Annotated in this window: 14 protein-coding genes; 6 read left to right on the forward strand and 8 right to left on the reverse strand. The window is 46.5% G+C overall.

What is annotated here, in order from left to right:
* Positions 1 to 218: 218 nt before the first annotated feature.
* Genes K0H60_RS11645 through K0H60_RS11655 form a run of 3 tightly spaced genes read right to left on the reverse strand, consistent with a single transcriptional unit; the run spans position 219 to position 3238 of the window.
* A complete protein-coding gene (locus tag K0H60_RS11645; protein WP_220055816.1) occupies positions 219 to 878 on the reverse strand; it encodes a BsuPI-related putative proteinase inhibitor in 660 nt (219 codons plus the stop codon).
* Between the two features lie 2 nt (positions 879 to 880).
* A complete protein-coding gene (locus K0H60_RS11650) occupies positions 881 to 2701 on the reverse strand; it encodes an AsmA family protein (protein WP_220055345.1) in 1821 nt (606 codons plus the stop codon).
* A gap of 42 nt (positions 2702 to 2743) precedes the next feature.
* Positions 2744 to 3238 carry a putative 4-hydroxy-4-methyl-2-oxoglutarate aldolase gene (locus K0H60_RS11655; protein WP_086904121.1) on the reverse strand — a complete coding sequence of 165 codons (495 nt, stop codon included), beginning with the start codon at positions 3236 to 3238 and terminating at the stop codon, positions 2744 to 2746.
* A 219-nt stretch (positions 3239 to 3457) separates the two neighbouring features.
* Between K0H60_RS11655 and K0H60_RS11660 the strand changes: the two genes are divergently transcribed.
* A complete protein-coding gene (locus K0H60_RS11660) occupies positions 3458 to 3778 on the forward strand; it encodes a hypothetical protein (protein WP_220055817.1) in 321 nt (106 codons plus the stop codon).
* Positions 3779 to 3979: 201 nt separating this feature from the next.
* Here K0H60_RS11660 and K0H60_RS11665 read toward each other — a convergent pair whose 3' ends face one another.
* Entirely contained in the window at positions 3980 to 5770 is a 1791-nt protein-coding gene (locus K0H60_RS11665; protein WP_220055818.1) for a DUF885 domain-containing protein, read from the reverse strand.
* A 311-nt stretch (positions 5771 to 6081) separates the two neighbouring features.
* Between K0H60_RS11665 and K0H60_RS11670 the strand changes: the two genes are divergently transcribed.
* Positions 6082 to 7557, forward strand: a complete 1476-nt coding sequence (locus K0H60_RS11670; RefSeq protein WP_220055819.1) for a DEAD/DEAH box helicase — start codon at positions 6082 to 6084, stop codon at positions 7555 to 7557.
* Between the two features lie 45 nt (positions 7558 to 7602).
* The gene (locus K0H60_RS11675) at positions 7603 to 8100 is read left to right on the forward strand and encodes a peptidylprolyl isomerase (RefSeq protein ID WP_133181321.1); all 498 of its coding nucleotides are present in this window, start codon (positions 7603 to 7605) and stop codon (positions 8098 to 8100) included.
* 266 nt (positions 8101 to 8366) lie between these two features.
* On the opposite strand, the gene K0H60_RS11680 is transcribed toward K0H60_RS11675, so the two are convergent.
* Genes K0H60_RS11680 through K0H60_RS11690 form a run of 3 tightly spaced genes read right to left on the reverse strand, consistent with a single transcriptional unit; the run spans position 8367 to position 10168 of the window.
* A complete protein-coding gene (locus tag K0H60_RS11680) occupies positions 8367 to 8807 on the reverse strand; it encodes a YcgN family cysteine cluster protein (RefSeq protein ID WP_220058152.1) in 441 nt (146 codons plus the stop codon).
* A gap of 56 nt (positions 8808 to 8863) precedes the next feature.
* Complete coding sequence (locus K0H60_RS11685; protein ID WP_220055820.1) at positions 8864 to 9865, reverse strand: lytic murein transglycosylase; 1002 nt, start codon at positions 9863 to 9865, stop codon at positions 8864 to 8866.
* A 24-nt stretch (positions 9866 to 9889) separates the two neighbouring features.
* On the reverse strand, positions 9890 to 10168 hold the full coding sequence (locus tag K0H60_RS11690) for a YcgL domain-containing protein (protein ID WP_011717311.1): 279 nt from the start codon (positions 10166 to 10168) through the stop codon (positions 9890 to 9892).
* A 123-nt stretch (positions 10169 to 10291) separates the two neighbouring features.
* Here K0H60_RS11690 and minC point away from each other — a divergent pair, with 123 nt between their 5' ends.
* Genes minC through minE form a run of 3 tightly spaced genes read left to right on the forward strand, consistent with a single transcriptional unit; the run spans position 10292 to position 12054 of the window.
* The gene (gene minC / locus K0H60_RS11695) at positions 10292 to 10957 is read left to right on the forward strand and encodes a septum site-determining protein MinC (protein WP_011717312.1); all 666 of its coding nucleotides are present in this window, start codon (positions 10292 to 10294) and stop codon (positions 10955 to 10957) included.
* Positions 10958 to 10984: 27 nt separating this feature from the next.
* Positions 10985 to 11794, forward strand: a complete 810-nt coding sequence (gene minD / locus K0H60_RS11700) for a septum site-determining protein MinD (protein ID WP_011717313.1) — start codon at positions 10985 to 10987, stop codon at positions 11792 to 11794.
* Positions 11795 to 11796: 2 nt separating this feature from the next.
* A complete protein-coding gene (gene minE / locus K0H60_RS11705) occupies positions 11797 to 12054 on the forward strand; it encodes a cell division topological specificity factor MinE (RefSeq protein ID WP_011622938.1) in 258 nt (85 codons plus the stop codon).
* A 261-nt stretch (positions 12055 to 12315) separates the two neighbouring features.
* Here the strand turns inward: minE and rnd are convergent, their stop codons facing one another.
* The gene (rnd, locus tag K0H60_RS11710; RefSeq protein WP_220058153.1) at positions 12316 to 13425 is read right to left on the reverse strand and encodes a ribonuclease D; all 1110 of its coding nucleotides are present in this window, start codon (positions 13423 to 13425) and stop codon (positions 12316 to 12318) included.
* Positions 13426 to 13476: the final 51 nt, after the last annotated feature.

The following is a 13476-nucleotide window of genomic DNA, read 5'->3' on the forward strand; positions in this document are numbered from 1 at the left end:
CATTAATCTGTACAAAAGCAGTGCAGGTTCGGCAAGCATTAAACACTTAAGCCTTTTAATAGGGCAAACAAAAAGGCAGTAACACTTGGTTACTGCCTTTTTTATTCGCAAGATCCGTCCAAAATCCCCTCGAGACTTGTCCTTCGAGCCTGCTGTCTTTCAATCTGCAATGTTAAATACACAGTAGTTTGCAAGAATGGCGCTATGTTTAGCAACCGCTACTCGAGGGTGAGCAAGTACACCACGGGCGCCATTGCTGGCAATTCACTCTCCAGCGCCTTAGCGGCAAATTGCGCCTCAAGATGAGCCCCTTCATTTGGGATCCCAGCCAAGGCTTTTGCCGGGATCGCAAACCTGACCACCAGCTCCTCACCAGCCGCTAACTGAGTATCACGCAGGGCTTGAGTAAACATCATATCGTCAGACCAAGCCCAAAGACGCTTTCCTTGCACTGTGGTCAGTAGCAAATCGGCTGTCATGCCCGAGTGATAACGCAGTGCAACCGCCTGAGTCGAGGGATTGCGAACCGTTAATGTCGCCTTAAGGGGTTGTTTAAAATCCACAAAAGCATCGAGGGAAAGCGTACCTGTGAGCAAAGCCTGAGACTGATTGTTCGAAACCTGTTCCACTTTTAAGCTGGATTTTGCTTCAATTCCCTGTAGTTTGGCCGCTAAATCGGCGGTCTGTACCACTTCAGGTTGTTTCGCCGCCTCGGTACGAATATCCGTTTTTGGCGGATTAGGCTGGGCCTGCGGGGCAAAGCAGCCAAACAGCTGCCACGCCACCAATGCCATCCCAAGTGGGCGCGCAATGCGTGTTAATGTCTGCTTAGGTCGACGCTTGCTAGCAGAAACATGCTTAGCGATGTGTTTTCCCATGCCTAAAAACCACCGAGTTTTTTCAGTAGGGAGTCCTTTAATTTATCCTTGGCTTTATCCGTTTCTTCCTTCAACTGATTGTTCAGCAGCGCTTGGGTATCTAAGGCATACTCAGGTTTTTGGAAGGTGCCGGTGATCGCCAGTGGAATATCAATGCCAGCCAATGCATCTTTCTCGCTACCGCCCTGACCTTTGAGGGAATTGACTAAGGTCGTGGTCAATCGGTAATCCAAGCCTTCGGTCAACAGGTTTGCACTGCCTTTACCCGCCACCCGTAATAGCGGTGATGACATGGCAAGATCAGGATTTGTCGCTACACCGTTTTCTAGGCTGAAGTTACCCGTCAAGCTCGAGAAGTCGGTTTTACGCTCTTCTTTGGTGTCGGCAGACATGTCACCTTTTAACTTGGCCTGAGCACTACGGATCATTTGTGGAATATTCACTCCGTAAAGGGCACCGTCGGTAATATCAAAACGGCCATTAGCAAGTAGGTTTTTCTTCAACTGCTCTGGAATTAAACTCTTACCTTTACCCTTAACGTTGAAATTGGCCGTCCCCGCTAGGATTTCCAGCTCAGCGGCATCCTTGAGTAATGGACGAATTTGTACACCCGAGATTTGCTTATCAAATTGGTAACTGGCAACTTTTGAGCGGGCATCAACTTGCGCATTGAGCATCAATTTACCTTGGTAAAGATCCGCCGTCAGTTGCTTAAGATCAACCACACCATTCTTAATGCCTAAATCCATCAACCAGTTCTGCGTTGACAGGTTCGCCACCTTGATGGATTTCACCGCCAATGTCAGTTTGGCATCTAAGCCATTGAGCGCGGTAAGATCTGGCTCAACCGCCTGAGTCTGTGAAGGCGTGGCAGCGGCTTGTTTTTCCGCCGTATCCGATTTTGGCAATAAGGCATCGAGGTCAATGTCACCCACTTGCAAATCCGCGTTAATTTGCGGCACTTTACCGCCGTAATTCACCGCCAACTTGCCCGCTGCATTGATATCCATCGCCGTTAATTTACTGATGTCCGCCGACAACTGCTTTTTATCTAATGCGATTTGACTGTTTAGGCTAACCTCTGCGGTCAGTTTTTTATTGGGGATCCCCTCGCCTTCAACTTGAGTCGCAATATCCAGCTTCTCAATCACCAGTTGATTAAAATCATGGCTTAACTTGATTTGCCCTTCGCCTTTGCTGCTCACTGTCATATCAGGCAGGGTCGCGGCAAATTCGTAGGCCATAGGCGCAAATTTATCGAGTGAAAATGCCCCCAGCGTAAATTGCTTCAAGGTTAAGGTTTGGGTTTGTCCCTTAGCTTCATCAATCAAATTGATTTCGGTATTGGTAATCGAAACGCCGCCCACATCAATGCTGGTTAATTGTGCTTTGGCGCTAGGCTCGGCAGGCGTTGCGGGTTTATCTGCGCCCTTGCCCGTTAAGCCATCGAGGCTCGAACTGCCATTTTTTCGGGTGACCAAATTGATTTTGGCACCATCAAGGCTTAGCTGCGCGATTTCAATTTGCTTGCTAAACAGTGGCATAAGCTCGACTTCTGCCACAGCTTTATTCACTTCAAGCATAGCTTTAGGTGTAAATCCCTCGGGGTTGGAGAGTGAGATCCCCCCTAGATTAATCCCAACCGTCGGGAAAAATGTCCACGACAAATCATCGCCGATGACAAGCTCACGCCCAGTTTGCTTTTTAACGGCGTTGACAATTTCTGGTTTAAAATCATTAGGGTCGAAAAATACGGTGAGATATAAGGTGACTGCAACCACTAAGGTCACCAGAAGAGCTAAAAGCCACTTAATGAATTTCATAGAAACATCCTTATCAATAACATCTTGAATTTTTGGTAACACTTAACTTAGAAAGGCAAAGTTTAATGATGCCTCGCTCACGGCAATACCATTCTCATCGGCATAAAGCATCATGCCGGGTTTTACTGTCACAGCGCCAAACTCAATCGGCACATCGATTTGACCTTGGTTTAATTTTTCGGTCTTGATAGGCATAGCCCCTAAGGCATAGACGCCGAGATTAAAAGTAGAAAGCCTTGCCACATCACGGACATAGCCATTAATCACCACACCCTGCCAACCGTTATCGAGGGCACTTTGCGCAATTAAATCCCCAAGTAACGCCCGCCGGGGTGAACCGCCACCATCGACGACCAATACTTTTCCATGACCGGGCTGGGCCAGCACTTCTTTCACTTTGGAGTTATCTTCAAAACATTTGACCGTTACAACTTCACCCCAAAACAAACGCTTACCACCAAAACTGCGAAAATCGAGCGGTAACAATGACAGTTTTGTAGGGTAGTGATCGAACAAATCAGGCAATAGATCAAGCATTTGGATCTCCGCGAAGTGAAAAGTTTAGACTAACCATTATTGTAGACCCCTACAAGCCCAATGCGAAACTCGACTTTTTAATGAGGTTTACACTTTAAATAGTTTATGAGCATTGGCATAAACATGATAATCTGCGATAGTTAACCTCCTATGACACCCGCTTGGGTACGTTAATTCATTATTTCGCTTCTCAACTTCTTGTAATAAAGTGAACACCAAATGACAACAGATCTTGATTTGCAAAGCGCTATTGCCGCGCTCGATGAATATGGATATGAGAAAAAAGCCTCAACGGATCTTGAGCAAGCCCGTAATAAACAACAAATGGGGAAATATATCAAATCCCTAGACTACAGTTTACGTCGATTATTGATATTGCAAGAAACTGTTAACGAATTAGTAGAAGAAAAGAAACATCAGCTCGCACAACAAGAAAACATTCAAACCTATAAAACCAAAATCATTAACCTCTCTCGCGAATTAAACCTTTCCTACGAAGAAGTTTTAGCCATCATGGCAGAGACTAACACTAAGAAATAACCCTCTTCGATAATCAGCACATCTGACCTTTTCCGCTAATATCTCGATTCAATACGGCATCTCCGGATTGTTGCTTGAGTGATTTTGGCGGTCTTAAGGACGTTATGAAAAATCATTCATGACCAATGCATTATTTTAGTGAATGGCGTTTAGCGAATAGATATAAGGCGCTCAGTTAGCGCCTTATATCTGGATGATGGATTACTGCTCTAACATTAATTGGCGAATATATTTCACTGGCGCACTACCATAGCTTAAAAACTTCTCATGGAATGCTTTTAGGTCAAAATCCTTGCCTTTGAGTTGCTTATATTCTTCGCGGAAATCGTAAATTTCACGGTAACCCGAGTAGTAACTCGTCAGCTGCACTTGGCTTAGGGTGGCACGGCGCCATTTGCCTTCCGCCTCAGCACGTTGCTGGAACGCTTCATCCATCATCAGACTAATGGCTTGCTCTTCAGTCATGCCTTTAACATGAATGCTGTAGTCTAAGATGGTGTTACAGATAACACGTAAATTCCACTTGTAATACATCAACCACATTTCAGGCTCGAAATTACCATAACCTTCTTCAAGCATCATGCGTTCGGTATAAACGGCCCAACCTTCGACCATAGCGCCATTACCAAATAAGCTTTTCACTAAGCTTGGTGACTCATTGGAATAAACTAATTGGGTGTAGTGCCCAGGAATCGCCTCATGGATATTTAAAATCTGTAATATCCAGTGGTTATATTCGCGTAAATAGCTTTCAGCGGATTCATCACTCATACCATCAAGTGGTGTGACGTTATAATAGGTATTGCCTAATTTATCATAAGGACCAGGCGCACTAATCGACGCTCCCGCATAACCCCGCATATACTCAGGGGTTTCACGCACAACTAATGGTTTTTTAGGATCTAAGGTCACTAAGTCTTTTTGATTTACAAATTCAATCAACTCAGGAATTTGTTTACGCACTTCGCTCACAAAGTCATCACGCTTAACGTGCTGTGTCGATAATTTATCAATCAATTGGCGAATCGCGATTTTATTGTCGGCAGGTTTTGGCGTAGTGAAATATTTTGGCCACAGCTTGTCGGTGATCTTTGCCATTTCACCTTGCACTCTTTCTTTATCCGCCATGGCTTTTTGATAAAGCTGTTTTGCTGTCATGCCCGCTTGGATATCAAAGGCAAACTTTTGCTCGTATAATTCTTCGCCAATTCTGAAGCTGCGGGCGCCGTCTTTTTTAAGTTGACTAACCTGCGCATTTAGCCACGTAATATGTTCATTAATCGCTGTCGTTGCCGTATCGAAGCGGGATTTAAATAGCGATTTTTCCGCATCTGACAGACCAGAATCCGCCACTTGCTTCAATAAATCATCTGAGAAGACCGAAAACGCACCTTGGTTTTGCATCACAGCCAATTCGGTGTGTTCTAGGGTTGGCTGCTGAATATTGCTGCGCGCCGCGGCGTAATAAGCGGGGATATTTTCCATTCTGGTCAATACGGAACGTAATCTGTCATCCAGTGGCGCAAAGTTTTCATTGATTATTTGTGCAAAGCCACCCGCCACGTTATAGCTCGAGGGATCCCATTGCCATGATTTAAAGTCGGTGATTTCCCACGCCATGCTGTTTAGCAGATTATCAATTAAGTGATAATCTATGGTTTCATTAGAAGTCAGGGACTTAAGCTCAAACTGTTTCAGCTTTGCCTGCTGGGCTTTCACAAAGGCGAGCGTCTTAACACGGCTGGCCTCATTGGGGATTTCTAAATAGCCATCATTAACGTGTTTGCCGCTGTAGAGTGCCCAGGTTGGCGCTAATTGCCACAGATCATCGATAAAGGTCTGGCTAAATTGTGCAAAGGCGCTGGTCTTGACATCAGCACTGACCATGCTTGATTTGGCGGTATCGGCTGACGCTTGAGTTGATTGCGATTGGCAACCCGCAAGGCCTGTGAGCGATAACAAGATCGCAAGAGAGATGGCGGTTTTCTTCATTCTTTTTCGTCCTTTTTATATTTATGCGTTAATTCCAGTGCCTCGAGGCGACCGTAAGCGTCTAAAACTTAACTCATCAGACGCCAATAAAAGGACTTAAGTTAATCATATCAGCCGCCTAATTGCAGCTGTGTTACGAGTGAATACATGCCCAGTTACAAATTTGTATGCCCGAGTGCCGATAGCGCTCAACTATCAACCCGTGTGAGATAATCCCCTATTTCACTATCGCTACTGCTATAATAGCGACCTGCTTCGCTGTTCGCCTCAGGCCTACAGTTTGCCAATAAATCATTTAGTTGAGACTCTCAATGCCATTCTCCCAACTTGGATTACACAGCGCGCTTGTCAAAGCGGTGACTGAACTGGGTTACTCGAACCCCACGCCGATACAGACAAAGGCCATTCCCTGCATTTTAGCGGGCAAAAATGTGCTTGCTGCGGCGCAAACGGGCACGGGTAAAACCGCCAGTTTTGTGCTGCCGCTACTGCACAGATTCGCTGACGCGCCCAAGATCCGCCCTAAGCGAGTGCGAGCCATCATACTCACCCCCACGCGTGAGTTAGCGCTTCAGGTCGAAGAAAATATCAACCAATACGCCAAGTATTTACCCTTAACGGCCATGGCAATGTACGGTGGTGTCGACGCCGCGCCGCAAAAGAAACGGCTGATTGAAGGCGTGGATTTATTGGTGGCCACACCTGGGCGTTTGCTCGACATGTATACCCAAAGGGCCATTCGTTTCGATGAAGTCTCAGTATTGGTGCTCGACGAAGCCGACCGCATGCTCGATATGGGCTTTATCGAAGATATTAATAGCATCATCGAAAAGCTGCCCGAGCAGCGACAAAACCTCTTATTTTCAGCCACCTTATCAGAACAGGTGAAAGCGCTGGCGAAATCCGCTATTCCGGACGCCATCGAGATTGAAATCAGCCGTAAGAGCGCGGCGTCAACTCATATTGACCAATGGTTGACCACGGTCGATAAAGATAAAAAGTCGGCGCTATTGAGTCATTTGATCCAAGAACATAACTGGTCACAGGCATTAATTTTTATCCAAACCAAACACGGCGCCGCTAAATTAGTTAGCCAGTTAGAAAAGCGTGGCATTATTGCTGAGGCTTTTCACAGTGGACGAAGCCAAGCGGTGCGCGAACAACTGCTTATCGATTTTAAAGCGGGTAAAGTCTCCTTCTTGGTCGCCACGGGTGTGGCCTCACGCGGTATTGATATCGATGCCTTAGCGCGGGTGATTAACTACGACTTACCCGATGAAGCCGACGACTATATCCACCGCATTGGCCGTACAGGGCGTGCCGGTAACCAAGGGGAAGCGATTTCCTTTGTCTCTAAGGATGATTTCAGAAACCTATGCGCCATTGAGCGCCGCTTGGGTCATGTTATCGTGCGCAGGGAGATTGCTGGCTTTGAGCCGAAAAAAGTCGTGCCGATTTCCATACTCGATTTTGTGCCTAAATCAGCATCTTCAACAGAGCGTAAGCCCCATAAACTCGCCGATACAAGTGCTCAACCCCGCCCCTATTCAAGTGGCAAGCCAGGCACCTTTGAGGCAACACAAGCCAAGAAGCATCGCAGTGCCAAGGCGGCTCCAGCGCCTAAAGCCCAAAAGGCAGGGACTGATAGTCGCTCAGATACTCACTCAGGTGCTCGCTCAAATAGCCGCCCTGCGAATCCACCGCAAGGTAATCCATGGCAAAACAGCATCAAGCCACAGGGCGATAGCGAACCCCATGCAAATCCTTGGCACAAAAGCACTAAGTGAATTAGCGGCTTATTAACGAATTAACTCAAAATAGCAGAAGCAAATATGACGATTATTTTTACAACCAACCTCGGTGATATCAGTATCGAACTCGATATGGAGCGCGCACCCGTTACCGCCAAAAACTTTATCCGCTACTGCCAGGAAGGTTTTTATGAGCACACGATTTTCCATCGAGTGATCAAAGGCTTTATGATCCAAGGCGGTGGCTTTACCGCAAAAATGAAGGAAAAGCCCACCCATGAGCCGATTGTCAACGAAGCCAATAAAGGCCTATCGAATGTGTTTGGCACAATTGCCATGGCCCGCACCGACGCACCGCACTCGGCAACCGCGCAGTTTTTTATCAATACGGCCAACAATGAGTTCCTCGACCACACGGCAACCACGAACAACGGTTGGGGTTATGCGGTATTTGGTAAAGTCACCGCTGGACTCGAGGTAGTGCTGCAAATTGAAGGCGTAAAAACCACCCGTGTTGCAGGCCATGAGGACGTGCCCCGTGAGCCGATTATTATCGAAAAAGTGACTATTGTTGAATAATAGTCATTATCGTTGAAAAATAGTAATTATCGTTGAATAAGTACTTTATCTAATCGATGAATAGTGTGGTGTTACTTAGCAGTAGTACAGCTATCACGCCTCCATTCCTTGATAGATAAGGCTTTGGTTTTAAACCCTAGATACAAAAAAGGAGCACTCAACCCAATGGTTAGTTGCTCCTTTTTGTTCATTAACACCTGATTGTTTATTAACGTCTGGCTGTTTATTAACGTCAGTTATTAGAGACAAAAGCTACTGTAATAGCGTTAATCTAGATCCTTTAGTGGCCACAGCACGATATGATCTTCGATATCTTTCACCCTGCGCTCATCCACTACTTTGCCTTGAATCGACATGCCCGCAAGGTGCATGGCCTCTTTGAAACCCGTGAGTAATGGATGCCAGCTTGGCAAGTCTCGACCAGCGGCTAAACGACGATAGGCGCAGCTATCGGGTAACCACGTCAGTTCATGGACGTTTTGCGGTGTGATCACAGTACATTGGGGAACATGGCTGAAACGGTCACTATAATGCTTGCAGCTGGCACTTTGATGATCGAGCAGTAGGCAAGCCGCATTGGTGTAATACAGCTCTTCGGTTTCATCATCGATCAACTTGTTTAAACAACACTTACCACAACCATCGCAGAGGGACTCCCACTCCTGCGACGTCAACTCGGTTAACGCTTTATTCTGCCAAAATGCCATGTTTACGCTTATCTTCATATAAAAAACTCGCTTAATGCGGGCCATTTTACACCAATTTACTGGGGAGTCTTAATTCTCTCCGATAAATGCACCAAAGAGATGCCAAAATAATCACCCTCGCCTAAATAATTCACCGCTTGCCAGTGCATTAAGGCGCGGTAATTGCCATAGACCAGATATTTTCGGCCCTTAACACCGTCGGGCATGATAAGCGAAGCGCGAATATCCTCACGATTTGGTAAATCCGTATTATCGAACCGCCTGACACCGAGCTGTTGCCACTTTGCTAAGGTTTGGGATTGATTGAGTCCGATAAACTCGGCCTTAAGATCCGCCGGTGCTTGAACCTGACGTCCCCAAGTATCTTCACCATTCCAGCCCTGCTGCTTTAGCAGATTTGCGGCAGAGGCAAACGCATCGGCCACATTATGCCAAATGTCTTTTTTACCATCACCGTCGCCATCTTGGCCGTAGGCTAAATATTCACTCGGTAGCAATTGGGTTTGCCCCATAAAGCCTTTGTCATTGCTTTTAAGATCATCAAACTTAAGATGCTCTTTATCCATGATGGAAAGCGCAGCCATAAACTCCCGCTGGTAACGCGCCGTATCTTCGCCAGTAAAGGCTAACGACGCCATGACAGACAGCACAGGATAATCCCCCGACGCATCCCCAAAGTTAGACACTAAGCCCCAGAGCGCCACTAAAAACCGCGGCTGCACCTGATATTTGTCGGCAATATTGTTCAATAGCACCTCATGCTCGTTAAAGAGCACGCGCGCCGTATCCACCTTCCATTCTGGCACTACCTCAGGCAGATAGGTTTCAAGGGTTTGGGATTGGCTTGGCGCTGCGGCCACATTGGCTTTTTTAAAGCGTTTTATCTGCGGGAAAGCGTTGTTGATCGTCGCTTGGCTAATGCCTTGGGCACTTGCCTCTTGCTTAAGCTTTAGGAGGTAATCGTTGAAGGAAGCGTCTTGCCCTAGCGCGCTATGGCTTACCAAGGGCAAGAAAATCAATGTACATGCTGCAACGCGTTGAAGGAGGGTCTTTGGCATATACCTTTGTCCGCAGTTTATGGGCTAGTCTTTAATCCCAAGACTTTCTCTGTGTTCGGCCAATAAATTAACCTGCGGTGGCGGAATTTGTAAATAAAAACCCTTTTCCTCGAGTGCTGCTCTGACCTTTTGAATATCGGCGATACCGAGGGATTCACGCTTAGCGATGGGGAACACCATCACTAACTGAGGCACACCAAACATCTCCAACAACGCTTGGGGAACATCATCAAAACAGTCCCTTTTGTTCACAAATAAGTAAGTGTCAGCCTTTCGACTACTTTTATAAACCGCACATAGCATAAGAGTATAAATATCCAATAGTTCAAACTTGCCAGTCAATGGGGCACACTATAACATGGTCGCCTAGTAATTTAATTGTAAAATCAGCGAACCGACTGATGATTTCTGGAGAATAGTGCCGGGATGTCAAAACCTAGCTTAGAGTTAAAAGGCGCTTCTTTTACTCTTTCAGTGCTTCATATCAATAGCAGCGACTTAAATGCTGTCATGGCTGAATTAGATAGCAAATTGGCACAAGCCCCTCAATTTTTTCTGGGTGCCCCTTTAGTCGTCAATCTCAGCGCCATCCAAGATAACGATTTCAATTTACATGGCTTAAAAGAGTTATTACTTTCCCGCCAACTCGTTATCGTGGGGATCACCGGAGCAACGACCGCCCTCAGCAATCAAGCTAAGACTCTGGGACTTGCCATCGTCAAAGCGGGTAAACAAAGCGTGACGCCCCCGCCTGCCCCGCGTCAAACGAAGGTTTTGAAGCAAAATATCCGCTCAGGCCAGCAGGTCTATGCAAAAAATGGTGATTTAATCATATTTGGTGCCGTAGGTAATGGCGCTGAAGTCATTGCCGATGGTAGCATTCATATTTATGGCGCATTACGAGGAAAAGCCATGGCGGGCGCGGCCGGCGACAGCAGCGCGGTAATCATCGCCCATTCCCTCGAGGCCGAATTAGTTTCAATAGCAGGGCAATATTGGCTCGCTGAAAATCTACAACAACATAGCTCAGATAAAAGCGGCTGCATTCGCTTAAATGGCGAGTCGCTTATCGTTGAATCATTGCCCCTCTAAATGGCATAAAAAAGGATAGAGAGAAACATGGCACAAATTATTGTTGTCACTTCAGGTAAAGGTGGTGTTGGTAAGACCACATCCAGTGCGGCGATTGCAACTGGACTTGCAATACAAGGGCATAAAACTGTTGTTATCGATTTCGATATAGGCTTACGTAACTTAGATTTGATCATGGGCTGCGAGCGCCGCGTCGTCTATGACTTTGTCAATGTGATCAACGGTGAAGCAAATTTAAATCAGGCACTGATTAAAGACAAACGCTGTGAGAAACTGTTTGTACTGCCTGCATCGCAAACTCGCGATAAAGATGCGCTGACCAAAGAAGGCGTGGGTCGTGTGCTTGATGATTTAGCCAAAGAATTTGATTTTATTATTTGTGACTCACCTGCTGGGATTGAGCAAGGCGCGATGATGGCATTGTACTTTGCCGATATCGCCATTGTGACCACCAACCCTGAAGTGAGCTCGGTTCGCGACTCTGACCGTATTCTGGGCATGTTGCAAAGCAAGTCACGCCGCGCCGAACTGAATTTAGAGCCGATAAAAGAGTACTTACTGCTGACTCGTTATTCGCCGAGTCGGGTAAAATCGGGCGAAATGTTAAGTGTTGACGATGTAAAAGAAATCCTTGCCATTGAACTACTTGGTGTTATCCCTGAATCGCAATCTGTACTCAAGGCCTCTAACTCGGGTGTGCCTGTGATTATCGATCAAGAAAGTGATGCAGGTGCGGCTTACAGTGATACGGTCGCGCGTTTACTGGGTGAAGATGTGCCAGTACGCTTCATTACGGAAGAGAAAAAAGGTTTCTTACAACGGATATTTGGTAGCTAATTATGTCTTTACTCGACTATTTCAAAAGCAAGAAAAAGCCTAGCACTGCGGTAATGGCAAAAGAGCGACTGCAAATTATTGTGGCCCATCAACGTGGACAGCGGGATACTCCCGATTATTTTCCACAGATGAAACAAGAAATTATCGCCGTTATCCGCAAATATGTGCATATTTCTGATGATCAAGTTTCTGTGCAGTTAGATCAGAACGACGATAACCTGTCGGTACTCGAACTTAACGTCACATTGCCTGACAGATAAGTCGAGCGTTGGCGTCATCCCCATCACGGGGATGACGCTTTCTGCTGCGCTTTCCCCAGCCTTCGGCGACATAAGATTGAACTAAGACTTGGTTACACTTGTTTAGCAAAGCTTTATGTTCGCGTTCATAAAGGTCTTAACAACACGCCAAGACCTCGATATTACTGCTAATACTCTTTACTGCGGCTATCAATACAGGCTGTTAGCTTAAGTCGTAAACTGAGCTCTTAACTTTGCCCTCTGTATTAATTATTCCTCAAACTAGACGTCAAGCTTTGCCAACGATTCGGCGGCGATTTGTCCACGCCAGCCACTTAAGACCGTCGGTAACTCACCCTGCTGTTTATCCCAACGCCATTGTAAATACTCATGAATATGACGTTTAGAGCCCAGCATCTCCATCGGGATAGCATGCTGCTCGCACAGTTCAGTTAAGCAGGTTTTAATATTCTTAAAGGCCGATTTGTAACCTGGTTTAAGCGCTAAGACATCCACTAATTCGGGAGGGTTGCTTAAATCGGCAGTCTGCATCACCCGTAAAATATCTTTACCGTGAATGCGTTTCTCCTGCTCGGTCAAATCGTTCAGTTTGAGCAAATCGCCCATGCTCTTAGGCTGCTTCTTCGCTAGCGCGATCAGGCCGTGATCTTTAATTACAAAGCCCAAGGCTAAATCCCGCGCTAAGGCTTTTTCTAAACGCCACTTAGCCAACACTTTAAGGTAGGCCAATTGATGCTCGGTGAGCTGAAAAGCGTTTTTGACTCTTAGGTACGCAGTATCCATATCCGGCGTTGCTAAGCGCCCTTCTGTCATCCGCTCACCTTCTTCATACAGCCAGCCTAAGCGATCTTGCGCTTTAAGCTTGTCGGCAAGTTGCGGATAGAGTTGATACAGATACAACACATCGTTGGCGGCGTAGCTCAGCTGCGCCTCAGTCAAAGGGCGGCGCATCCAGTCGGTGCGCGACTCACCCTTATCAATCACTTCACCTAAGCAGGTTTCCACTAACTTGGCATAACCTAGACCATGGCCCATGCCACATAAAGAGGCTGCGATTTGGCTATCGAACAAAGGCGTAGGTTGACGCTGACCATAGTGGGCAAAGACTTCTAAGTCCTCGCTGCAGGAATGCACTAGCTTGATGATGTTGGGATTATCCAGCAAAGACCAGAATGCACTGAGATCTGGCAGCGCAACCGGGTCAATTAAGGCCAAGGTTTTACCATCATAGGCTTGAATGAGCCCAAGCTTAGCGTAGTAGGTACGTGTGCGCACAAACTCGGTATCTAACACGAGCAGTGGACTCTGTTGATATTGAGCGACGAGGGCATTAAGGCTCGCTTCGTCGCTCACATACTGAAACACTGACAAATTCTTCTCCAGTTCCTGTGGGTTAAGCACCGTCCATAAAAACAAAAGCCG

Source organism: Shewanella mangrovisoli (assembly GCF_019457635.1).
Lineage (GTDB): Bacteria > Pseudomonadota > Gammaproteobacteria > Enterobacterales > Shewanellaceae > Shewanella > Shewanella mangrovisoli.